The organism is Arthrobacter sp. YA7-1, assembly GCF_025960325.1.
Lineage (GTDB): Bacteria > Actinomycetota > Actinomycetes > Actinomycetales > Micrococcaceae > Arthrobacter > Arthrobacter bambusae_A.
This window is the reverse complement of record NZ_CP110114.1, coordinates 2,526,362-2,547,751: the sequence shown is the minus strand read 5'-3', so window position 1 is coordinate 2,547,751 and position 21,390 is coordinate 2,526,362. Positions and strand designations below refer to the sequence as shown.

The 21,390-nt window shown below is 63.2% G+C and carries 21 protein-coding genes and 1 tRNA gene; 13 read left to right on the top strand and 9 right to left on the bottom strand.

The genetic code is table 11. The features are described 5' to 3' along the window. Positions 1-22: 22 nt before the first annotated feature. Positions 23-1,456, bottom strand: a complete 1,434-nt coding sequence (locus OIT41_RS11950; RefSeq protein ID WP_241710529.1) for an MFS transporter — start codon at positions 1,454-1,456, stop codon at positions 23-25. A gap of 158 nt (positions 1,457-1,614) precedes the next feature. On the opposite strand from OIT41_RS11950, the gene OIT41_RS11945 reads away from it, so the two are divergent. Further along, positions 1,615-2,400, top strand: coding sequence for a GntR family transcriptional regulator (locus tag OIT41_RS11945; RefSeq protein WP_241710530.1), 786 nt, complete (start codon positions 1,615-1,617; stop codon positions 2,398-2,400). Positions 2,401-2,542: 142 nt separating this feature from the next. Here the strand turns inward: OIT41_RS11945 and OIT41_RS11940 are convergent, their stop codons facing one another. Both OIT41_RS11940 and OIT41_RS11935 read right to left on the bottom strand, forming a co-directional pair. Further along, positions 2,543-3,322: an SDR family NAD(P)-dependent oxidoreductase gene (locus OIT41_RS11940; protein ID WP_241710531.1), complete on the bottom strand. Its 780-nt coding sequence runs from the start codon at positions 3,320-3,322 to the stop codon at positions 2,543-2,545. 76 nt (positions 3,323-3,398) lie between these two features. Next, complete coding sequence (locus tag OIT41_RS11935; protein WP_241710532.1) at positions 3,399-4,016, bottom strand: TetR/AcrR family transcriptional regulator; 618 nt, start codon at positions 4,014-4,016, stop codon at positions 3,399-3,401. Between the two features lie 162 nt (positions 4,017-4,178). On the opposite strand from OIT41_RS11935, the gene OIT41_RS11930 reads away from it, so the two are divergent. After that, a complete protein-coding gene (locus tag OIT41_RS11930; RefSeq protein WP_241710533.1) occupies positions 4,179-5,066 on the top strand; it encodes a ScbA/BarX family gamma-butyrolactone biosynthesis protein in 888 nt (295 codons plus the stop codon). 1 nt (position 5,067) lies between these two features. On the opposite strand, the gene OIT41_RS11925 is transcribed toward OIT41_RS11930, so the two are convergent. Next, the gene (locus OIT41_RS11925) at positions 5,068-5,766 is read right to left on the bottom strand and encodes a ScbR family autoregulator-binding transcription factor (RefSeq protein ID WP_241710534.1); all 699 of its coding nucleotides are present in this window, start codon (positions 5,764-5,766) and stop codon (positions 5,068-5,070) included. On the opposite strand from OIT41_RS11925, the gene OIT41_RS11920 reads away from it, so the two are divergent. Beyond that, positions 5,757-6,707: an NAD-dependent epimerase/dehydratase family protein gene (locus OIT41_RS11920; RefSeq protein ID WP_241710535.1), complete on the top strand. Its 951-nt coding sequence runs from the start codon at positions 5,757-5,759 to the stop codon at positions 6,705-6,707. The genes OIT41_RS11925 and OIT41_RS11920 overlap by 10 nt on opposite strands. A 231-nt stretch (positions 6,708-6,938) precedes the next feature. Beyond that, positions 6,939-7,011 (top strand) — tRNA-Ala (locus tag OIT41_RS11915). 141 nt (positions 7,012-7,152) lie between these two features. On the opposite strand, the gene OIT41_RS11910 is transcribed toward OIT41_RS11915, so the two are convergent. Then, a complete protein-coding gene (locus OIT41_RS11910) occupies positions 7,153-7,530 on the bottom strand; it encodes a cupin domain-containing protein (RefSeq protein WP_241707835.1) in 378 nt (125 codons plus the stop codon). A gap of 209 nt (positions 7,531-7,739) precedes the next feature. Here OIT41_RS11910 and OIT41_RS11905 point away from each other — a divergent pair, with 209 nt between their 5' ends. Further along, positions 7,740-8,879: a class I SAM-dependent methyltransferase gene (locus OIT41_RS11905; RefSeq protein WP_241707846.1), complete on the top strand. Its 1,140-nt coding sequence runs from the start codon at positions 7,740-7,742 to the stop codon at positions 8,877-8,879. Here the strand turns inward: OIT41_RS11905 and OIT41_RS11900 are convergent. Continuing rightward, entirely contained in the window at positions 8,876-9,787 is a 912-nt protein-coding gene (locus OIT41_RS11900) for an aminoglycoside phosphotransferase family protein (protein WP_241707834.1), read from the bottom strand. The genes OIT41_RS11905 and OIT41_RS11900 overlap by 4 nt on opposite strands. A 179-nt stretch (positions 9,788-9,966) precedes the next feature. Here OIT41_RS11900 and OIT41_RS11895 point away from each other — a divergent pair, with 179 nt between their 5' ends. The 4 genes from OIT41_RS11895 (at position 9,967) to OIT41_RS11880 (ending at position 14,433) form a co-directional block, all read left to right on the top strand. Next, positions 9,967-11,169 carry an ROK family protein gene (locus OIT41_RS11895; RefSeq protein ID WP_242598575.1) on the top strand — a complete coding sequence of 401 codons (1,203 nt, stop codon included), beginning with the start codon at positions 9,967-9,969 and terminating at the stop codon, positions 11,167-11,169. A gap of 103 nt (positions 11,170-11,272) precedes the next feature. Continuing rightward, entirely contained in the window at positions 11,273-12,628 is a 1,356-nt protein-coding gene (locus OIT41_RS11890; protein WP_241707832.1) for an extracellular solute-binding protein, read from the top strand. 3 nt (positions 12,629-12,631) lie between these two features. After that, positions 12,632-13,558 (top strand): carbohydrate ABC transporter permease, encoded by a 927-nt coding sequence (locus tag OIT41_RS11885; RefSeq protein ID WP_241707831.1) that lies wholly within the window; start codon positions 12,632-12,634, stop codon positions 13,556-13,558. Between the two features lie 47 nt (positions 13,559-13,605). Then, complete coding sequence (locus tag OIT41_RS11880; protein WP_372489627.1) at positions 13,606-14,433, top strand: carbohydrate ABC transporter permease; 828 nt, start codon at positions 13,606-13,608, stop codon at positions 14,431-14,433. 11 nt (positions 14,434-14,444) lie between these two features. Here OIT41_RS11880 and OIT41_RS11875 read toward each other — a convergent pair whose 3' ends face one another. Then, positions 14,445-14,642, bottom strand: a complete 198-nt coding sequence (locus OIT41_RS11875) for a hypothetical protein (RefSeq protein WP_241707830.1) — start codon at positions 14,640-14,642, stop codon at positions 14,445-14,447. A 443-nt stretch (positions 14,643-15,085) separates the two neighbouring features. Here OIT41_RS11875 and OIT41_RS11870 point away from each other — a divergent pair, with 443 nt between their 5' ends. Then, the gene (locus OIT41_RS11870) at positions 15,086-16,054 is read left to right on the top strand and encodes a methylenetetrahydrofolate reductase (RefSeq protein ID WP_078108731.1); all 969 of its coding nucleotides are present in this window, start codon (positions 15,086-15,088) and stop codon (positions 16,052-16,054) included. Positions 16,055-16,120: 66 nt separating this feature from the next. Further along, on the top strand, positions 16,121-18,469 hold the full coding sequence (metE, locus tag OIT41_RS11865) for a 5-methyltetrahydropteroyltriglutamate--homocysteine S-methyltransferase (protein WP_241707829.1): 2,349 nt from the start codon (positions 16,121-16,123) through the stop codon (positions 18,467-18,469). 87 nt (positions 18,470-18,556) lie between these two features. On the opposite strand, the gene OIT41_RS11860 is transcribed toward metE, so the two are convergent. Together OIT41_RS11860 and OIT41_RS11855 are read right to left on the bottom strand one after the other, a co-directional pair. Beyond that, on the bottom strand, positions 18,557-19,063 hold the full coding sequence (locus OIT41_RS11860) for a DUF2004 domain-containing protein (protein ID WP_078108736.1): 507 nt from the start codon (positions 19,061-19,063) through the stop codon (positions 18,557-18,559). Between the two features lie 51 nt (positions 19,064-19,114). Beyond that, entirely contained in the window at positions 19,115-20,092 is a 978-nt protein-coding gene (locus tag OIT41_RS11855; protein WP_078108737.1) for a LysR family transcriptional regulator, read from the bottom strand. A gap of 523 nt (positions 20,093-20,615) precedes the next feature. Between OIT41_RS11855 and nrdH the strand changes: the two genes are divergently transcribed. Further along, positions 20,616-20,858: a glutaredoxin-like protein NrdH gene (gene nrdH / locus OIT41_RS11850; RefSeq protein ID WP_028267421.1), complete on the top strand. Its 243-nt coding sequence runs from the start codon at positions 20,616-20,618 to the stop codon at positions 20,856-20,858. Between the two features lie 56 nt (positions 20,859-20,914). Continuing rightward, a complete protein-coding gene (gene nrdI / locus OIT41_RS11845; protein ID WP_241707828.1) occupies positions 20,915-21,385 on the top strand; it encodes a class Ib ribonucleoside-diphosphate reductase assembly flavoprotein NrdI in 471 nt (156 codons plus the stop codon). Positions 21,386-21,390 lie beyond the last annotated feature (5 nt).

Below are 21,390 nucleotides of genomic sequence, written 5' to 3'. Positions count from 1 at the left end.
GTTGGGTGACTCGGGTCCGGGATCAAGCATGGGAGACGACGACGGCGGGCGCCGCTGCGGCGTTCGCGGCGACAGGGCGCAGGATCAGGGAAGCGGCAAAGGCCGCGAGGGCGAAGCCCGCCGAGATCCACAAGGCATTTTGGTAGCCGGCGATGGTTCCGGCTGCGACGGCGGGTGCGACGACGGCGATACCCACACTGGCCCCGATTCCAAAGCACGCTCCATTGAGGCCGGGCACGGAACCCGGAGCCGATTTGGGCGAATTCAATACGGCGATGCCGCTGACGGTGCTCTGGAACTGGCCGAGATACAGGACGCCCATGATGATCAGCAAGCCGAACACCATCCAACGGTCCGCGGCAAAGATTGCGACCGCAACCGCGGCCACCACGATCAGCCCGCTGCTGATCCGCAAGGCCTTGAACCAGCCGATGCGCTGGGCGAACCAGCCGGAGAACACCGCGGTGAGCACACCGACGAAGGCTGTGGGCGTCAGGTAGAGGAGGGCGGACATGGAGGCGGACAGTCCGTATCCGGCTTTTGCGTCCTGGCTCAGGAGGATCACGGTGAAGTTCAACGCCGAGAAGATGCCGGCAAGCGTCAGCACGGTGCTTGCCAAAACCGGCCATACCTGGCGGGACCGCAATTGTTCGATGGCGATCAGTGGACGTGCAACGCGCCTTTCCACGGCCACGAACGCCAGCCCGGATACCACGGCGCCGGCGAGATAGCCCAGGGTCCAGATATCGCCCCATCCCGAAGTGGAAGCCTGCCCGATCAGGTTGCTCAAGAGAACCAGGAACGTGCCCAGGGTACCGGCGCCCCACCAGTCCATGCGTCCCTCGCGTGTCCGGGCGGCTCGCTTCGGGACGACGACGGCGACCAGCACGATCGCGAGCACGCCCACGCCGAGGACCAGCACAAAGAGGAATTGCCAGCCGATGGTGTCGGTGATGAAACCGCCCAGGAAGCCGTCGAGGCCGCCGATGCCGCCGTTGACCGCCGAGATGACACCGACGGAGATGCCGAAGAGGCGTTTGCTGAAGCGCTCGGACAAGAGCAGGAAAGAAATGGTGAACGTGGCGCTGGTTGCACTCTGCAGGACCCGGCCCACGAGGAGAACGGTCAGGTTCGGTGCCAAAAGGCACAAGACGGTGCCGCACAACATCATCGAGAGCACGATCAGCAGGGTGCGGCGGCGTCCCAGGAAGTCGCTCCATCGGGAAAATGCCATGCCCAGGACAGCGCCGGTCAGGAAGAACAACGACTGGACCTTGGCCACGTTTTCCGTGGATTCCTGGAAGTGGGCGGCCATGGCCGGCAGGGCGGCCGAGAACAGGCTGGCGTTGAGCTGGTAGCTGAGGATCGAAAGGATGAGCGTGGCGATGAGTATGGGCACTCGGGCTGCTTTTCGCCGAACGGGGAGCCCTGCGGTGCTGGTGGCTTGGGTTGTCATGGACAAACTTCCTTGTTTGAAACAGAACGGCTTGGGAGGTGGCTCAATGCAGGTGTGGCGCAGAGCACAAGGTGGCTTATATGTGAATCATACACGCTTGTTATACAAGCTTGGAATACCCATCGCGTAAACTCTCACTATCGACGAAGGGGGCCAACTTGGACCGCAGTGCTGAAGCCGTTCTTTCGGAGCCGTTGGATGCCACTGCCAACATCCCGCTCCGCGTTGCCGTCTACTCGCGCATCATGAACGCCATCAGGGCCGGGCATTTCCCTGTTTCCTCGCTGTTGCCTTCGGAATCTGATCTGGGTTCGGCGATGAAGGTCAGCCGGACGGTGGTCCGTGAAGCGCTGATGCTCCTCGAAGAAGACGGATATGTGCGCTCCCGCCGGGGCATCGGACGCTTTGTCGCCACCCGCCTGCCGCGGGTTGGCCTGGAACGGATCAGGCCCATGGAGGAGATTCTGGCCGAGGCCGGATCCGCTATCCAGGTCAGCCGTACGCAGCACGTATTGCACCCGTCGTCGTCGGTGTTCACCGCGGAGCCTCTCGGAATCCGGGAAGAGGAGGCCTCCTGGTTCTTCGAGAGCGTCCTCACACGGGATGGCTCACCCATTGCCCTGGTCCAGGAGCATGTGGCAAGCAAGGGGGGTCTCGTTGATCGCGACCCTGAAGCGGCGCGGGCCATTGTGGACGACGCCGGGCAAGGGGCGACGCTGTTGGCCAATTTGATTTCGGCCATTGGCCCGGCCTTCGGGCCCGGCGAGACCGATATCGCAGCAGGCACCCCCGGCGTCGCGAGAGGGGAGTTGCTCGAGCTGGACGCCAAGGACCCGGTGCTGATCCTGACCCAGACCGTGGAGCATTCCGGCCAGGTTGTCTACCTGGCGAAGACGCTGGTCAATACCGGCGTAGTCCAGATTGGAATCATCCAGGGAACCTAAGTGCAGGGCTGCCCATTGTCGTGTGGCAGCCCAACTGACTGGCAGTTGTTGTCGTTTTGGGCACCCAAAACGACAACAACTGCTGGGCCGACGCCGGCGAGGGTCCCTGCCTGAGCTTGCGAAGGCTGGGAGCCGGTGGGGACTAGTTGGCCGGGCGCACGGCCCGTCCCGCGACCGCGATCACCAGCTTCTCCGGCAGGAGCTTGACGGCCACCCGCGCAACAAAGGAATTGAGCCGGCCATCCACAACGCTCGGCTTGTTCCCGCGGATCGCGGACATCGCCGTGTCTACCACCTGCTCGGGGGTCCGCATGTTGCCGGCGGCAGCTGACTCACCGGCGATTTCAAAGAACGGTGTGTCCGTGGCTCCCGGGCAAACGGCGAGCACTTTCACGCCCGTGCCTTGCGTCTCGCCCCACAGCGCCTGGGTGAACGAAAGAACGAAGGCCTTCGTCGCGCCGTAGACGGCCATGTGGGGTATCGGCTGGAAGGCGGCCGTACTCGCGATGTTGATGATCGCCCCCGCCCCGCGTTCCACCATGCCGGGCAGGTAGCGAGTGCTGGTGCCGACCAAGGTGGAGCAGTTCAACTGGATCTGCTCCGCGTAGCGATCGGCGTCTGCATGGAGAACGTGTCCGTGTGTTCCGAATCCGGCGTTGTTGACCAGGATGTCCACTTTGAGTCCCAGGGCATCGGTGGCGAGCTGGAGTTCCTTGGCCGAGTCCGGCAGGCTCAAGTCCATGGCCAGGACGGTCACTTCGGTGCCCTGCCCGCGGAGTTCACCCGCAAGCGCATCGAGTTTGTCCTGGCTGCGGGCAACCAGGATCAAACGTGCGCCCTCGGCGGCCAACCTGCGGGCAAACACCGAACCAATGCCGGTGGATGCTCCCGTGATGAGGGCTGTTTTGGCTGAAATGTTCATTTCTACTCCTAATAAACTGACTGTGCGGTTTGTTTTTTGGCTAAGGGTCGAGATCTTTGGCTCGTGGTGCGCCGCATTACTGGCTGGAAATGAACTGACGCTCGACCAGCTCCAAGAGGAGGGTCGCACGTCGCTCGAAGGCGTCGAGATCTTTCGGGCCAAGGGCGTCGGTAACGGACTTCAACCCATCGAACGCGGCCACGATGACCGTTGCCGCATCGTCGGGATCCCCTGAAAACATCAGGACGCCGCTTGCGCGGCCCCGTTGAAGAATGCCGGCCACAAGATCCACCCATGCCGCCAGAGGTGAGGTGCCGCCGGCATTCTCGCTTGTGGATGCCAGTTGATTGGCCAAGTGGACCACGCCCCACGCGGACGAGTCGCTCAGGACTGTTCTGACCATGAATTGCCCGAGATGGCGCAACTCTTCGAGCGGGTTGTTCTTGCTGAGAATTTCCTCATGGACGCGAAGCAGCCACCGTGCCTTCTGCTCATCGACGACGGCCTGGGCCAACATGGCTTTCGACGAGAAGTGGAAGTAGATGGCTCCCTTCGTGAGCCCGACTGCGCGGATGATGTCGTCCATCCGTGTCTGCTCGAAGCCCTTGCGCGCAAAAACCTCCGCGGCAACCCGAAGGATCTCATTTCGGGTGGCCGCGCCCTTGGGTGTGCTGCCTGTGTCTGCGAATTCCACCCTACCAAGCTACAAACCGACCAGTAGGTATGTCAATGTGGGTAGTTCACCGGCATTGATCATCCGACGGGCACGCCTTGCCGATAGGATTTGGGCATTTAATGAGGGCGCAACAGCAGCGGTTGCTGCTCTGGCAGATTCCGGGAGGAGTGGGGGAACCCAATGCGCGATGAAGCGCTCTTCGAGGCTTCCGTCAATCGGGAGCTCGTTCATAAGCGCTCCGTTTCGGAAGTCTTCTTGACCGACTTTGTCCAATCAAGCTCCAGGCGGTTTGTCGCGGGAGCGCAATGGCCGCGATGGCATGTGTTTTATGGATCGCCCGACGGATCGCCGGACTCTGCGCTGATGGCTGAGACCTTGAGGCAGGCGGTGATCTTCTTGTCCCATTTGTGCGGAGTGCCCTTGAGTCATACGTTCCTCATGCCGTACATGAGCATTTCGGTGGAGGCCGCGCTCCTGGATCCCTTGGTGCCCACGCAGGTTGCCGTCGAGCTCGACGTGAAGGATATGAAGCTCAGTGGAGGGCAACTGTCGGCACTGACGGTGTCCGCCCGGTTCGTTGTTGACGGCACTCCCGTAGGGGGAGGGGCGGCCGCGGCCCGCATTGTGAATCCCGTGACGTATGAGCGATTCCGCGGGACGGTCCGCACCGGGCTGCCCACCGCCGGCGAAGACTTACTGGCGTGTGCCGACGTCGGGCATGCCACCCAACGGAACGTGATGCTCGGTCAAAGCAGCCGCCCGCTCATTTGGCCGTTGCGTGTCGATCCGACGCATCCGATCTTCTTTGACCATCCCCTCGACCACGTCCCGGGAATGCTGCTGGTGGAGGCCGCGAGGCAGGCTGTACGGGTGGCGACGTCCCGACCGGATGCCGATTTTGCCCTGTTTGAGGCGGAATTCATGAGGTTGGTCGAGTTCAGCTATCCCGTGGATGTTGCGGTGACACAGCTCGACTCCAATATTGGGCGCGGCGTGGTGGAGGTGCGGTTGTTGCACGAAGGGGAGACCCTGGTGTCCTTGTTGGCCCGGGTCAAAGAGCCGCGCTGATTCAGGGAGTCTCCGAGCCCTGCCCGTGTATCGGCGCAATGGCCGGCATCATGAAACGCCACATGTCCTCAATGCGTTTGAGGACGTCGCGTCGTTCCGTCAGCACATTGGAGACCATCTGCACGCCAGTGAAAGACGCCACCAGGTACCGTGCGAAGTCGCCGGCATCAACCTCGGGCCGCACGTCACCCTCGAGTTGGGCTTGGCGCGTCAGCATCTCCATGGTGGTGACCCAATCCTGGTACGGACCTTTGACGTCTCCGTTGAACGCCGAAGCTTCAAATGTCAGCCGGATGCCGGCCCTGACCACAGGCTCATCGAGTAGCTGTTGCCCGAACGTGCGGCACATGGCGATCATCGTCTCCAGTGCCGGCAGGCCGGCGGAGGCGATCTTCTCGCCAGCGACACGCACAATGTTGTGCTGTTCGGCTATGACGGCCAGCGCCAGGTCTTCCTTCGACTTGAAATGGAAATAGAGCGCGCCTTTGGTGACCGAGGCGCGCTCAGTGACGTCGCTTAGGCTCGCATTCCCATAGCCGACCTCTTCAAAGATCGACGCTGCACCCTCAATGACTGCCGTTCGGGTGGCTTTGGCACGTTGTTGCATGATCCGCGTGGAGACCTCTCCGGTTTCTGCGTCCGGGATACTTGAGTACATGAAGCTGGCGGACCGGGGGACCTGTGGGTGCGATGTCAACATGTGTTGACCATGTGCCCCGGGTTCTGGTCCTGGGTTCGTCGGGTTTCATTGGAAGTCGGGTTGTAGCCTCACTCGCCGGGTCCGGAGGAGCACAGGTTGTGGCACTCTCGCGAAAACCGGTTGCAAGACTACGAAACAATAACGCTACCATTGCGACCGCCGACATTTCCGTCCCGGGGAGCCTGCTCCCTTTCTTGCGCGATACGGATGTTGTCATCCATGCCGCATCGTATGTGGGCTCCGACCCCCGCCTTGCCCACGCGATCAACGAGTCCGGCACCAGCCACGTCATTGAGCAGTGCAGGGAGGCAGGAGTTGCCCGGCTGATCTATGTCAGCACGTGCAGCGTTTACGGAAGCGGCCCTCACCGGGGCATCCGTGAATCCGAGGCCCGTTATCACCCCGCCTCGGTGGCCAGCGCCAGCCGTTCCGTCGCCGAAGAGCTGGTTCTCGGCCGCGGCGGGGAAGTTGTCCGCCCCAACCTCGTGTTCGGTGCGGGAGACCGCTGGTTTGTCCCGGGCCTGCTCAAGCTGTTGAATGTGGCTGGCGGCTGGCCAGGTGACGGATCGGCGCTGGTTTCGCTCATCGGGGTGGAGGCGCTTGGAAGGCTGCTTTCCGGGCTCGCGTTGGCCCCTCCGCAACCCGGACAGGCGTTCCACGCCGCATATCCGGAACCGGTTCCTGTGTCAGTTCTCCTGCAAAGCGTTGCCCGGGTATGCGGCGTGGAATATCCGAGGTTCCTCGGGGATGACGAACGTGCGGGCTCGGCCTTGCGCGCGGCCGGATTCAGCGGCCATCAGATTGACCTGGTGACGAAGGATCACTGGTACTCCTCTGAACGCCTTTGGCGGATCTCCGGGCGCGAACCGGAAACGTTCCGCAGCGCCCTTGGCGAATTTGCTTCTTCCTACGAAGCTTCCCGGCGACCCGATCGGTCATAAACCGGTTGAACGGTTTGTTTATTGGCCTTCCAGTCCCTAGGCTTCAATCCAGTGGCTCGTTGCGATTGCGACAACAAGCCGAAGGGCAGGAATGGGGGGAGGTGCGGCCGAGAAATCGACCGCACCTCATCTGTCCCGAAGCCGCCGGGTTCGATTTCCTATCTCACATCGTTGTGGTTTAGTATTGACGAGTTGCTCCGGCGGGGATGGAAGTCCCTGGGGGCAAAGTTCGGGGCTGTGGCGCAGCTGGTAGCGCACCTGCATGGCATGCAGGGGGTCAGGGGTTCGAGTCCCCTCAGCTCCACCGAAGAAAAGGGAATCACCCGAGAGGGTGGTTCCCTTTTTCGTCTCTCCGTGGAAAACGCCTGGTCTGCCCAACTAGCTCGCAGTTAACGTCGTTTTCAGCCCTCAAAACGACATCAACTGCGAGCTAGTTGGGTCCGTGCTAGTCGGGCTTGACTCCGTATTCTGCTGCGCTGACAAACTCGATGGCCGAGTAGGTCTCGTCGCCTACAACCCAGGCAGTGTGTCCCGGCGGGATGGTGTATGAATCTCCTTTGGAGATGCTGATCTTCTTGCCGTCGATGGTCTCGACTTCCAATGATCCGGCAATGCAGTAACCCACATGGTTGAGCTGGCAGGAATCGGTGTGGACCACCGGTTTGATGCAGTCCGACCAGCTCCAGCCTGGCTCGAAGCTGAGGCGGCCGATCGTGTAGTCACCGACGGTGACGTTTTCCACCACGGTTTTGTCCGGGCGGCGAATTTCATCAGGGGAGTTGTGCGACTTTACTTCAAGCTGAGTGACGAGGTTGACGGTCATGATCTGCTCACAAGGGGAGTGGGAGCCTGGTCTTCCAGGTCCGCGACGTGGCTCGCCCTTCGCAGCGGACCCTGGTGTCCGGGCTGCTGGCGGCGTGTGCCGTGCCGACGGCAGCGGTCAGACGGTCGATTACTTGCAATCTCTACCTTCCTCCGCCACCACTATGTTGTCGAGGGTTCCCGAGGGGGATAGATTGGTGCACCGTGACCTTGACCGAGCTGGATGAAACCCTTGAGACGCTGTTCGGCACCCTGCGCCGCTTCCCCGACGTCGAGGCAGGGAACCTGCAGGCGTACGACGCCACCGACCGGCTCCTCCTTGAGACCGCAGCAAGGTACGTGCCCAGCCAGGAAACCCGCGTCGCTGTGATCGGGGACCGCTACGGGGCCCTGACCCTGGGCGCCGTAGCGGCCCTCGGCGTCGGGCACGTCCGCGTGACCCAGGATCTCTACGCCGGCAGGCTCGCGCTGCAACGGAACGCGGACGCGTCCGGGTTGGCCGGCCGCTTCGATCAGTTCGAGCTGGGTGCCGGGTTGCTCGACGGCGCCGGACTGGTGATCGTGCAGCTCCCCAAGGCCCTCGCGGAACTGGAGGAAATCGTCGACGCCGTTGCCCGCTTTGCGGCGCCGGGAGCCGTCCTCCTCGCCGGGGGACGCGTCAAGCACATGACCCTGGGCATGAACGCCGTCCTGGAACGCAACTTCGAGTCCGTGCAGCCACAGCTTGCGCAGCGGAAGTCACGTGTGCTGCTCGCCATCAATCCCAAGCGGCCGGACGCCCCGGAGCCCTTCCCGGTCTCGGAGCAGAACACAGAGCTCGGCATGACAGTCTGTGCCCACGGGGGTGCGTTTTCAGGCACCAAGCTGGATATCGGCACGCGCTTCCTCCTGGGCTTCCTGGACAGGATCCCCGAAGCCCGACACGCAGTAGACCTTGGCTGCGGGACCGGGATCCTCGCGACGATGTACGCCAGGAACCGTCCCGAAGCCCGGGTTACAGCGACGGACCAATCTGCGGCAGCCGTCGCGTCCGCCAGGGCAACGGTGGCAGCCAACGGTCTGGCAGATCGCATCACGGTAGTCCATGACGACGCCATGTCCACCTTCGAACCGGGCAGCGCCGACCTCATCCTGCTGAACCCGCCGTTCCACCTCGGCGCCAGCGTCCATGCAGGCGCGGCCACGAAGATGTTCGACGCCGCAGCGCGGGTCCTGGCTCCCGGCGGCGAACTCTGGACTGTCTACAACAGCCACTTGCAGTACCGCGCTGCGCTGGAAAGGCTCATTGGCCCCACCACCGAAATAGGCCGCAACCCGAAATTCACCGTGACACGCAGCATCAAACGCTAGGCGCCCGCCCGGTTCGGTGAGCAGCGCTCCGACAGCAGCTGCTCCACCCCGAAGCGCCCGATTCCCGCCATCGCCGGATTGTCATCCGAGAAACTGACCATCGCCGTCGCGAGGACCACGGCCCATCCGCGGGCCCGGGCCCACGTCGCGGCATCCACGGCGGTTCCGAAGGCCGCCATGAAACGATGCCGCGCACCGCCGTCGAACATCAACCACGCCACGGCGAGATCGACGGCGGGATCCCCGGCTCCGAGGTCTCCGAAGTCGACGACGGCGGCGAGCCGGCCGTCGGGCCGCACAAGGACATTCGCCGGGTGGAGATCTCCATGCAGCCACAGCCCCGGGCCGTCCCACAGCGGGGCGGCGCAAGCTTCGGACCAGAGCCTCCGCAACCGCTCCGCCTGGGGATAGCGGCTGGAATCGCGGAGCCTGTCCATGACCGCGTCCGACCTGGCTGCCAAAGGCACCCCGCGCACGGGATTGACGGGAGCGCCGGGGGTGGCCGGGACATGGATGGCGAGGAGGAACGTGGCCAGGTCCGCGGCCGCCGCGTTCCGCGACTCCTGGGAAACCAGCACGGCCGGGAGTCCCTTCAACCAAGGAGTCACGCTCCACGGCCATGGGAAGTCCACGGACGGCCGCCCCAAGTGGATGGGGATGGGGAGCGGGACAGGGGAACGCCTGGCATATTCGGGGAGATATTGCTGCTCATGCAGGATCAACTGTGCTGCCGCCTCCCGGCGGGGCAGGCGGACGGCCCACTCCTCGCCGAGCCGGTACATGACGTTGTCCCAGCCATTGGCCACCAGTTCCAACGGAAGGTCCGGGAGCCGTGGCAGCTGCTCCTCGAGTAGATTCCTCACCAACCGCGCGGTGACGTCGAGCTCGGCCTGCGGCATCAGTGCCATATTCCGGGCCTCCCATCAGCAATATCGGCGTCCGTTACGCCCGGGCAGCGTGTGGGCATACCGGGACAAGCACACGTGCCGTACGATGCAAATGCAACAGCATTATTCGAATGATTTTAGGGGAATCCGTGACTGAGATCCGGCAGCCGACTCCGAGGCGCGGAACCAATCTGCCACGCATGGGGGATTTCAACCTGACCGTCATTCTCGACGCCATCAGGCGCTCATCAGGTGGACTGAGCCGCGTGGAGCTTGCCCAAATCGTCGGCCTTTCACCGCAGACTATTTCGAACATCTCGCGCCGCCTCCTGGATCAACAACTCATTATCGAGGCAGGCAAGGAAGGGAGCGGTCCGGGCAAGCCCCGCACCATTCTGCGCCTGAATCCTTCCGGAATGTACGCGCTTGGCGTGCACCTTGACCCCGCGGTCATCACCACCGTGGTGCTGGACCTGGTGGGCGACGTCGTGAAGCACTCCAGGATTCCCACCCCGACGGGGAGCAATCCACAGCGCGTCATCGCCGCCATAGCGGAGGAAATCAAGGCGCTGATCGAAGATTCCGGTGTTGATACCGGGAAGATCGCGGGACTTGGCGTCGCGGCGCCCGGCCCGATCGACCTTGATGAGGGCACCGTCGTCGATCCGCCCCTGATGACAGGGTGGGACAGGGTGCACTTGAGGGATGCCCTCGCCGAAGCCACCGGACTTGAGACCCTCGTGGACAAGGACGTCACCAGCGCGGCGGTCGCCGAAACCTGGGCGGGTGGGGCCAGCGGCACCGGAAGTTTCATCTTCATGTATATGGGTACCGGCATCGGTTGCGGCATCGTCTTGAACGACGAAGTTGTCCGGGGAACATCCGGCAACGCCGGCGAAATCGGACACATCATTGTGGATCCGGACGGCCCGGAATGTGATTGCGGCCTTCGTGGATGCGTCAAGTCGTCCTGTATTCCGCAGGTCCTCGTGGCCGAAGCCGAAAAGCAAGGTGTCCTGAACGGTGGCCGCAAAGGCACCGAGGGCCCGGAAGTGCAGGAAGGCTTTGCCCGGCTTTGCGATGCCGCGGATGCAGGTGACGAACGCGCCATCGCGATCATCGATAAGTCGGCGGTGCTGGTTTCCCGAGCGGTTGCGGTGGTGACCAACACCCTCGACGTCGAACGCGTCGTCTTCGGCGGCCCGTTCTGGGGCCGCATGGCGGAACGCTACTTGGAGCGCATACCTCCCCTGCTCGCGGCCAACAGTGCCGCCAACAGCATCCACGGCATCGAAGTTGTCGGGACCGGAGTGGGCGAAGACGTCGGCGCGATCGGTGCGGCCTGCCTGGTCCTTGAACACACGCTTGCGCCGCGCGCCCAGCGGCTTCTCTTGGAAGGCTGAGGCCTTCACCACGTCCTGTGTCTCAGGGCTGCATTTATCAATATTGGCAACAGGCTGGGCCAGCTGAAGTGTGGGGGCTGCAGCCGCTTGAAGAAGGAGCGTCATGCGTCGCCCAGTCCGGATCGGAGCAGCACTGCTCGGCGTCGTAGGCCTTTTGGCCTCGGCAGCCTGCTCTGCCCAACCGCAAGCCACAAGCAAGCAAACCATCAAGATCGTCTATCAAAAGACGGACTCCTTCACCGCACTGGACAAGGTCTTCCAGGACGCCAAGCAGGAATTCGAAGCAGCAAACGCGGGCGTCACCGTGGACCTGGAGCCCATCCAGGCCAACGACGACGACTATGGCACCAAGCTCGCGCTGGCCCAACGTTCCCCCGACACCGCTCCGGACGTCTTCTACGAGGACACCTTCAAGGTCCGCTCGGACGTCGACGCCGGATACTTGCTGAAACTCGACTCGCAGCTGGCCTCGTGGGACGAGTGGTCCAAGTTCAACGAGGGCGCCAAAGCTGCGGGGCGCGGTGACGACGGCAGTATCTACGCCGTCCCGCTCGGCACTGATACCAGGGCGATCTGGTACAACAAGACTGTCCTCCAGAAGGCCGGCATACCCGTGCCCTGGCAGCCGAAGACCTGGGATGACATCCTCGCCGCGGCCCGCAAGATGAAGGCCGCGGATCCCGGCGTGATTCCCTTCAGCATGTACGCCGGAACCGGCACCGGTGAGGGAACCGTCATGCAGAGCTTCTACGAACTGCTCTACGGAACGGGCAGCTCCCTGTATTCGGAGAGCGACAAGAAGTGGGTGCTCGGCTCCAAGGGATTCACCGATTCACTCCAGTTCCTGAAGACCCTCTACGATGAGAAGCTTTCCGTGACACCGGCCGACGCCCTCGATGCGAATGTGTGGAAGAAAGTCTTTGGCCAGTGGCTGCCGCAGGGCAAAATGGGCGCCACCGTGGAAGGCTCCTACGCACCATCGTTCTGGCAGAAGGGCGGTTCATATGAATGGGCCGGCTACACGCAGGATATGGGAGTAGCCACGTTCCCCACCCAGTTCGGACAGGACCCCGGTGGGGTGAGCATGTCCGGTGGCTGGACGCTTGCCGTCGGCGCGAAGACCAAGGCCCCGGACCTGGCCTTCAAGTTCCTGACCACTGCGTTGAACAAGAAGAATGCCTTGGCCTTCGACGTCAACAACTCCCAGATCGCGGTCCGCACCGATGTCGCGTCCGATCCCGGTTACCAAGCGGCCAACCCGTTCGTGAAGGCTGTTTCCGATCTGGTCGGAGTGACGCACTACCGTCCGGCAACAGCCGACTATCCGAAGATTTCCCTCGCCGTCCAACAAGCCACTGAGGCGGTCATCACCGGCAAGCAAAGCCCGGCAGAGGCCGCGGCCGAATACGACGCCTCGGTCAAGAAACTCGTCGGCGACGCCAAGGTCATGCAGAAATGACGCATGGCAGTCCCTGATTCCCTCAGCCGCAGTTCCCTCCGGCGCAGAACCCCCATCCAAAGGACTCTGCGTCGCAGGCTCCGCTTGTTGCCGGTTGTTCCGTCAATCGTGCTGCTGGGCTTCTTCATGCTGGCCCCTGTGGCGTGGTCCTTCTATGCCTCCTTCACCAACGCCGCGTTGTCCGGCCAGGCGGCCCTGAACCCTCAATGGGTCGGCCTGGACAACTACGCCCGGATGTTGACGGATTCCGTCTTCCCGCTCTCGGCATGGCTGACGATGGTCTTCGTTATCGCGTCCGCGATCCTCGGACAGAACGCCCTGGGCCTGGGCATCGCCTTGTTGATGACCCGATCCGGGGGAGCCACCGCTTCGCTCGTGGGCACGGTGGTGGTCGCTTCTTGGATATTGCCTGAAATCGTGGCGGCCTTCGCGGCCTACGCGTACTTCAGCCAGGACGGGACGCTCAACCAGCTTCTGGGACTGTTCGGTGTCCAGGGCACCAACTGGCTCTATGCCTTTCCCATGGCCGCGGTCGTCCTGGCCAATGTCTGGCGCGGCACCGCGTTCTCGATGCTGGTCTACAGGGCCGCGCTTTCCCAGGTCCCGCGCGACATCTCCGAAGCCGCCCTCATGGACGGCGCCAGGGGTTGGCAACGCCTGGCCTTCATCACGCTTCCGATCATCCGCGGGAGCATCGCCACCAACCTCATGCTCATCACCCTGCAGACGCTCGCGGTATTCACCCTCATCTGGGTGATGACGGGGGGTGGTCCGTCCAACGCGAGCACCACCCTCCCTGTACTGGCGTACCAGGAAGCCTTCAAGCTCGGAGACATCGGATACGGCACCGCGATCGCTTCGGTCCTGATCCTGATCGGCATGGTCTTCGGGGCCGTGTACGTCAGGCTGATCCGGGGGGCGAAACCGTGACCTCCCTGCGCCGCGCTGCGCTGCTCGCCGGGAAGCGCCCGACGGCGGTGGGCCGGGGACGGCTCCGCGTCCGCTTGGCCGCGAATGCGGCGTTGGCCGTGATCGGCGTGTGCTTCGTGCTGCCCCTTGCGTGGCTGCTTCTTGCTTCCGTCGATCCGCACGCCGGATACGAGACGCGGTGGCCCCTATCGCCGTCGTTCGCGAATTTTGCCGCCGTACTGACGCCCGGCCTGCTGTTCCAGCCGCTCGCGAACAGCTTCCTGCTCTCCGCCGGGACCGCCGTCGTAAACCTGGCAGCTGCCGTCCTGGCGGCCTATCCGCTGTCCCGCTACCAATCGCGCTTCAACAAGCCGTTCCTCTATGCGATCCTGTTCGGAACCTCGCTCCCGGTCACGGCAATCATGGTGCCGGTCTATGGGCTGTTCGTGCAGTTGCAACTGCTGGACTCGATGCCGGCAACCATCTTCTTCATGGCAACCACCACCTTGCCCATGGCCATTTGGATGACCAAGAACTTCATGGACTCCGTGCCGCTGGAGCTGGAGGAAGCTGCCTGGATGGACGGCGCCTCCGGACTGGCCACGCTGCGGAGAATCGTCCTGCCGCTGATGAGGCAAGGTCTGGGCGTGGTGTTCATCTTCGTCTTCATCCAGGCGTGGGGGAACTTCTTCGTCCCGTTCATCCTGTTGTTGTCCAACTCCAAACAGCCGGCCGCGGTGTCCGTTTTCAGCTTCTTTGGCCAGCATGGAGCCATCGCTTACGGAGAACTCGCCGCGTTCTCCATCCTGTATTCCGTCCCGGTGCTTATCCTCTACACGGTGGTCGCCAGGGGCTCCGGCAGCGCGTTCGCGCTTTCGGGCGCGATGAAAGGCTGAGCAGCCAGGACTCAGTCGATGTCCTCCACGATGGTGCCGAACGGGATGGAATCATCCAGATGCGCTTGGTGGCCGCTGTGGTTGTAGACCACGCGGACGCCGTGAAGCTGGTCTGCGGCCGATTGCATCAGGATGGGGCGGACGGTCTGGACGAATCTTTCCTCTTTGTCGGCGAGGTACTCCTGGTAACTGGCGGGAAGCTGGATCATGGCAAAAGAATAGTCCTGCGGGACCGCCAAGGGGAGTGCTCGCGCCGGACTTCCCCGTGGCGTATTCTTCGCCGGCTGGACCCGGTCGGAATACTCAGCGAACAATCTTCAGAAATCGGGCGAAACGTAGCGTAAAAGTGCGTCTTAATTCGGCGGAGGATTTGTGGCGGCCGGAGCCCCGTTCTAGAGTCGTATTCAAGTTACCGCGGTAACGTGTCAGCGATCCTCCGCCGGATCTGCCTCTTGAAGGCAGGCAGGAGGGTGTGGGTGCCCCCATGTGGGCCTGACATTTGCACACGGACAACTTCATTCCAGGCGTAACAGTCGCGGCTGCGCCCTGCTGGAGTTCGTTGCGTGTATCCCCAAACTCAATTCACCGATTCTGCAGTCCACGGTTTCACGTCCGTGAACGCAGGCCCGCTGACACACAGCCAAGGACGCAAATGTCACCACCAAGCCTCATCGACACTCATCCGAACCTGACCGGCGCCGCCCCTGTTGCCTTGTCCTACGAACTTTTCCCGCCCCGCTCTCCAGCGGCTGCGGAGTCCCTCTGGACGACCATCGGGGAGCTTGAGGCCACGGATCCCGACTTCGTCTCCGTGACGTACGGTGCCAGCGGTTCCAACCGGGACACCGCCGTCGAGCTCATCAACCGGCTGCTGCTCGAAACGACCCTGCGGCCACTGGCACACCTGACCTGCGTCGGAAACACCCCGCAGGAATTGGCCGAGATCATCGGCGAACTCCTGGACAACGGCGTGCGCGGCATCCTTGCCCTGCGTGGCGACCTTCCCAAGGACAGCGGCCAGCCGGTCAGTGGTTCGCTGCGCTACGCCCAGGACCTCATCGAACTGATCCGGCGTGTGGAACAGCGGCGTTCGGCCCTCCTGTGCGCGGGCAAGATCGCCGTCGGCGTGGCCGCCTATCCCACGCGCCACCCGGAGTCCCCGAGTGTGGAGCACGACGTCGAGGTGCTGCTCGCGAAGCAGCGTTCGGGTGCCGACTTCGCCATCACGCAGGTCTTCTTCCACACCGAGCAGTATGCGGACCTGATCTCCCGTGCCCGGCGTGCCGGCGTCACGATCCCGATCATCCCGGGCGTCATGCCGCTGACCAGCCTTCGCCGGCTCAAGCGCCTCGGCGAGCTCACCGGCGTCGAACCCGCACCGGAACTGATCGAGCGACTTGCCGCGGCGGACAGCGACGCCGAACGGCGCAAGATCGGAGTCCGCGCCACGGTGGACCTGGCCAACGCCGCCCTGCAGGCCGGTGCTCCGGGCATCCACCTGTACACCTTCAACGAGCACGCCTGCGCCCTGGACGTGCTGGACAAGCTTGCCTTGCCCCGCCCGGCCCGGCCGGCCAGCAGGCTCAGCGCCATCGCCCGCCGCCAGGAACTCGTCAGCTGATCAGCCAACGCTGCTCCGCAAACCCCTCGACACATCGATTTGCACCTACTGCCCCAAGGAAATCCCATGACTGAACAGAACCTCACTGAAAAGACCAATGCGGCGTTCCCCGCTGCATCCCTGCTCGGCTACCCGCGCATCGGCCGCCGCCGCGAACTCAAGAAGACAATCGAAGCCTACTGGGCCGGCAAGATCGACGCCGCTGCCCTTGACGCCGCTGCCAAGGACATCCAACTGACCACCGCCAGGCGCCTCCAGGAACTCGGCCTCAACGAAGCCGCCGCCGTTCCAGGCACCTTCTCCTACTACGACCAGGTGCTCGACGCCACCGCGCACCTGGGTGCGGTCCCGGCCCGTTTCGGCCAGCTGCTCAACGCCGAAGGCCAGCTCGACATCGATGGCTACTTCACCCTGGCCCGCGGCAACAAGGAACAGCAGCCGCTCGAAATGACCAAGTGGTTCGACACGAACTACCACTACCTCGTTCCGGAAATCGGCCCCGAGACCGACTTCAAGCTCGCCTCCAACCGCATCGTCGAGGAGTTCGAGTTCGCCCTCGCCAACGGCATCGAGACCCGCCCGTACATTGTTGGGCCGGTGACCTACCTGCTGCTCTCCAAGGCTTCCGACGATGCTCCCGCGGGCTTCGCTCCGCTGTCCCGCTTGGAGGACATCCTCCCGGTCTATGTTGAACTCCTTGGCAAGCTTGCCGCTGCCGGCGCCAGCTGGATCCAGTTGGACGAGCCCGCCCTCGTTGTCGACCAGGACACCCCGGCCGCGGAAATCCAGGCTGCCACTGCCCGTGCCTACGAAGTCCTCTCAGGTGCCGCAGCGCGCCCGCAGCTCTTCGTCTCCACGCCCTACGGTTCCCTCGACGGCCAGCTCGGCACCCTCGCTGCGACCAACATCGACGCCCTGCACGTCGACGTTTTCAAGGGCGCGGTACCGTCAGCGGCAGCCCTGGCCGGCCTGGGCAACAAGACCCTGGTTGCCGGCGTCGTCGATGGCCACAACATCTGGCGCAACGACCTTGCCGTCTCGGCCGGCAAGCTGGACGAACTGAAGGCCGCGGCCGGCAAGCTTGCCGTCAGCACCTCCACCTCCACCCAGCACGTCCCGCACGACACTGCCGAGGAAACCCAGCTCTCCGCGCAGCTGCGTAGCTGGCTCGCATTCGCTGACCAGAAGGCCGTCGAGGTCAAGGTCCTGGCGGACTACCTGGCCGACCCGGCTTCCGCGAAGGCCGCGATCGACGAGGCTTCCGCGGTGATCGCGTCCCGCGCCACCGCCGAGGGGGTCCAGCGCGCCGACGTCCGCGCCCGCACGGCTGCCCTCACCGAGGCCGACTTCAACCGCTCCGAGTACCCGGTCCGCGAAGCCGCCCAGGAAGCTGCGCTTCACTTGCCGCCGCTGCCCACCACCACCATCGGATCCTTCCCCCAGACCTCGGAAATCCGTTCCGCCCGTGCCCGCAACAACAAGGGCGAGCTGAGCAACGAGCAGTACGAGCAGCTCATGAAGGACGAGATCAAGCGCGTCGTCGAGCTGCAGGAAGAGCTCGGCTACGATGTCCTGGTGCACGGCGAGCCCGAGCGCAACGACATGGTCCAGTACTTCGCCGAGAACCTCGAAGGCTTCGACGTAACCGTTCACGGCTGGGTCCAGTCCTACGGCTCGCGTTGCACCCGGCCGTCCATCCTCTGGGGCGACGTCACCCGTTCGGCGCCCATCACGGTTGCCTGGGCGGAATACGCGCAGTCCCTCACCAGCAAGCCGATGAAGGGCATGCTCACCGGTCCGGTGACCATCCTGGCCTGGTCCTTCGTCCGCGACGACCAGCCGCTCGGCGAGACCGCCAACCAGGTCGGCCTGGCACTTCGGGATGAAATCGCCGACCTCGAAGCAGCTGGCATCAAGGTCATCCAGGTGGACGAGCCTGCACTGCGCGAACTCCTGCCGCTGCGCAAGGCCGACCACGCCGCCTACCTGAAGTGGTCGGTCGACTCCTTCCGCCTGGCCACCGCCGGTGCCGCCGACGCCACCCAGATCCACACCCACCTCTGCTACTCGGAGTTCGGTGTGATCATCGACGCGATCGACGGCCTCGACGCCGACGTCACGTCCATCGAAGCAGCACGCTCACGCATGGAGGTTGTCCACGACCTCGAGGCGCACCACTTCGGCCGCGGGGTTGGTCCTGGCGTTTACGACATCCACTCGCCGCGTGTTCCGGGGGAGGCCGAGGTCACCGAACTGCTGTCCACCGCCGTCAAGCACGTTCCGTCCCGCCAGCTCTGGGTCAACCCGGACTGCGGCTTGAAGACCCGCGGCTACGCCGAGACTGAAGAGTCCCTGCGCAACCTGGTCAAGGCCACCAAGACGGTCCGCGCCGGACTGCTCGAAGCAGCAAAGTAAACCTCACGTAGTACAAACTGCGGCGGCCGGTCACCTCGAAGGTGACCGGCCGCCGTCGTTCTTTCGATCTTCGGGATAACCGACTTGTCACGACTCCCAGAGGATCTCGTCGTCCACTACACCGTCCTCATCGGCCGCAACCACCAGCAGTTCGTCGGTGAAGTGCGAGCCCAGAGTGAAATCCAGGACGAAATAGCGCTCCGGCTGGCCGGGGTAGATCGCCACATGGCCCAGTTTGAGGGCTTTGAGGAAAACGTCCTTGGTGAGCTGCGTCTTGTCGCGGACGCCGAACACCGCCTCCAGTTGCTCTTCTTTGAGCTGGTTGGAGTGGAAGTGCAGGAACTGCTGGGAGTTGGTGCCGTCCTGCTCCAGCTCCTCGGCGATCATGTCCCGGACCTGGTCCACCAATTCGGGGAGGTAGCCCAGGCGGTAGTCCACCTTGTGGAGTGCCTTCTCGTCGAAGTGGTCATGCGCCGTGACGTTCAGGTCCAGTTCGAGGGGATTTCCGGCGAGCTCGTGGGAAGCCACGTAACAGCGCTCCCGCCCGTGGTTGAGCTCGATCTCCCCAAAATGTTTGCTCGCTACCTTGCTCATGTCTTCAAGATAGTCCCAAACAAGCGGCGTGTTCCAGCATCCGGGAAGATTTCAGGTGCGGGGTTTGGGCGTTGACTTTTGAGTGGTTTTGGGCATCGTCGCGGCGCTGCCGGCCCGGACGGTTGCGGCGCTCCCGTGCAGCGTGTCGGCCAGCAATTCCGTGAAGAGCTGCACCTGGGCCGTTCGCTTCTCATTGAGGAGGAGAGCGAACACATTGCGGGCGAGCCGGATGTCCGGAACATCGAGAACCACGACGCCGGGCGGCCGGTGCCGCAGCGCCAGTTCCGGAACCAGGGCGGCGCCGAGCCCCGCTGCCGCCATCTCGAGGCTTGCGTGGAAGTCATCGCTGTAGGCCGCGACGCGTGGGTGCAGATTGCAGCTGGCAAACAGGCGTTCGATCACCACCGCGTCGCTGGTGCCCGGGTGGTGCATGATCCAGGGCATGTCCGAGAGTTGCGAGGCCTGCATTTCGGCGTCCTCCCGGATGCCCCACGATGCCGGGAGCACCACCCGGAAGTCGTCGTCGCCGATCCACTGCCGCTCCAGGGTGTGTGGCCACGCGAGCCCTGACTGGCCCACTTGGTACACGAGTGCGAGGTCCAGTTCGCCGCCGGTGCGCAGGCCTTGGATGGTCTGGGACGGCTCGGCCACCCACACGCGGAGTTCTATTCCCAGCTTCTTCCAGCGCGGGTTCCGGAGAATGTCCGGCAGGACGTAGGTTGCAAGGCTTGGGAAGATGCCGAGCCGCAGTTCCTGGACGGGGGAGTCGGTGCTCCTCGAGGCTGCCGCCAGCAAGGTCTCGACGTCGGTGAGCACTTTGGAGGCATGGCGCACCATGGTCAGGGCCGCCTCCGTGGGAACCACGCTGCGTGCGGAGCGGTGGAAGAGTTCGACGCCGGTGTCCCGTTCCAATGCTGCCATCTGTTGGGATACGGCCGAGGCGGTGTAGCCGAGCCGCGCGGCGGCTGCCGCGAAGGAACCGAGCCGCGTGACTTCAAGCAGTGTCCGTAGGTGGAGGAGGTTGACCATCAGTGATCCTTAGGCTCGGTGCCGGCCGAAAGACCGTGGAAACCAGCATATCGGTGTGAATTCGGTCTCCGCAGCCGCCGGGTTTGATGCCTGTCCGGCGTCGGGAAGTGTGGCGGGCGACTCACGGGACGGCGTTTGCAGGATGCCGCGACACGCCGGGATCCTGGCGACACGCTGGCGATTAAATGTGGCTAAGTAGTCCACAGGGTGTGGATGACGTCTCCGGATTTGGCGGATTTCCGGACATTTTTACCCCCTGCGCCTGTGGACTACCGGTGCGTAAAATGACATACTTGTAATACATCATCTTGGGGTTCCGCCGAGGCGCTTGCACTACATGTAGTATCGATTTACGGATTGAGCGGGAAACCAGCACAAGACATGAATGCAAGACGTGAATGCAAGACGTGAATAGATAGTTTGGCCGCCTTGGCGGCCAGCGGGCCAGTATCGGAGACGGAATCAGTTCCGGTCGGGGCCTGCCGAACGAAGAGCAAAGACTTCAACAAAGGGGACAGGGACCATGACTGTTACGGTTTACACGAAGCCGGCCTGTGTTCAGTGCAACGCGACTTACCGTGCACTCGACAAAAAGGGCATCGCCTACCAGAGCGTTGACATCTCACAGGATGCCGAGGCCCTTGAGCGCCTGAAGGCCCTTGGATACATGCAGGCCCCCGTTGTGGTGACCGAGCAGGACCACTGGTCAGGATTCCGTCCGGACAAGATCGAAGAACTGGCACTGGCTGCCGCTTCGGTGGCCTAGTCTTTCGGGACTCCGCCGCAACAACAAAGCATTCCAATGTAGTCGAGGTGACTCCCATGGCAGCGCTGGCAACAGCACCTGCTCAAACAATGGCTGAAGCTGTCAGCACGCGGAGCCACCTCATCTACTTTTCCTCGACATCTGAGAACACCAAGCGCTTCGTCCAGAAGCTCGGCGTGGACGCGGCACGCATCCCGCTCCATGCCAAGGACGCGCCGCTGCTCGCACTGGAACCCTTCGTCCTCGTGTTGCCCACGTATGGTGGCACGAACGGCGAAGGATCGGTGCCGAAGCAGGTCATCAGGTTTCTGAACAACCCGCAGAACAGGGAACTGATCCGCGGCGTCATCGGAGCAGGAAACACGAACTTCGCGGAAAACTACTGCATGGCGGGAGACATCATCGCCACCAAATGCCGGGTTCCGCTTCTTTATCGATTCGAACTCATGGGGACTCCGGAAGATGTTGACCGGGTCAATCAAGGATTGGAAAAGTTTTGGACACGACTGTCGCAGATACAGAAGTAACCAAG

Coding starts and splice junctions, on each gene's coding strand:
- metE (WP_241707829.1), top strand. CDS start 16,121: ATGACTGAACAGAACCTCACTGAAAAGACCAATGCGGCGTTCCCCGCT.
- OIT41_RS11930 (WP_241710533.1), top strand. CDS start 4,179: ATGCGCGATGAAGCGCTCTTCGAGGCTTCCGTCAATCGGGAGCTCGTT.
- OIT41_RS11885 (WP_241707831.1), top strand. CDS start 12,632: ATGGCAGTCCCTGATTCCCTCAGCCGCAGTTCCCTCCGGCGCAGAACC.
- OIT41_RS11890 (WP_241707832.1), top strand. CDS start 11,273: ATGCGTCGCCCAGTCCGGATCGGAGCAGCACTGCTCGGCGTCGTAGGC.
- nrdH (WP_028267421.1), top strand. CDS start 20,616: ATGACTGTTACGGTTTACACGAAGCCGGCCTGTGTTCAGTGCAACGCG.
- nrdI (WP_241707828.1), top strand. CDS start 20,915: ATGGCAGCGCTGGCAACAGCACCTGCTCAAACAATGGCTGAAGCTGTC.
- OIT41_RS11860 (WP_078108736.1), bottom strand. CDS start 19,063: ATGAGCAAGGTAGCGAGCAAACATTTTGGGGAGATCGAGCTCAACCAC.
- OIT41_RS11940 (WP_241710531.1), bottom strand. CDS start 3,322: ATGAACATTTCAGCCAAAACAGCCCTCATCACGGGAGCATCCACCGGC.
- OIT41_RS11855 (WP_078108737.1), bottom strand. CDS start 20,092: ATGGTCAACCTCCTCCACCTACGGACACTGCTTGAAGTCACGCGGCTC.
- OIT41_RS11870 (WP_078108731.1), top strand. CDS start 15,086: ATGTCACCACCAAGCCTCATCGACACTCATCCGAACCTGACCGGCGCC.
- OIT41_RS11910 (WP_241707835.1), bottom strand. CDS start 7,530: ATGACCGTCAACCTCGTCACTCAGCTTGAAGTAAAGTCGCACAACTCC.
- OIT41_RS11900 (WP_241707834.1), bottom strand. CDS start 9,787: ATGGCACTGATGCCGCAGGCCGAGCTCGACGTCACCGCGCGGTTGGTG.
- OIT41_RS11920 (WP_241710535.1), top strand. CDS start 5,757: ATGTCAACATGTGTTGACCATGTGCCCCGGGTTCTGGTCCTGGGTTCG.
- OIT41_RS11950 (WP_241710529.1), bottom strand. CDS start 1,456: ATGACAACCCAAGCCACCAGCACCGCAGGGCTCCCCGTTCGGCGAAAA.
- OIT41_RS11895 (WP_242598575.1), top strand. CDS start 9,967: ATGGGGGATTTCAACCTGACCGTCATTCTCGACGCCATCAGGCGCTCA.
- OIT41_RS11925 (WP_241710534.1), bottom strand. CDS start 5,766: ATGTTGACATCGCACCCACAGGTCCCCCGGTCCGCCAGCTTCATGTAC.
- OIT41_RS11875 (WP_241707830.1), bottom strand. CDS start 14,642: ATGATCCAGCTTCCCGCCAGTTACCAGGAGTACCTCGCCGACAAAGAG.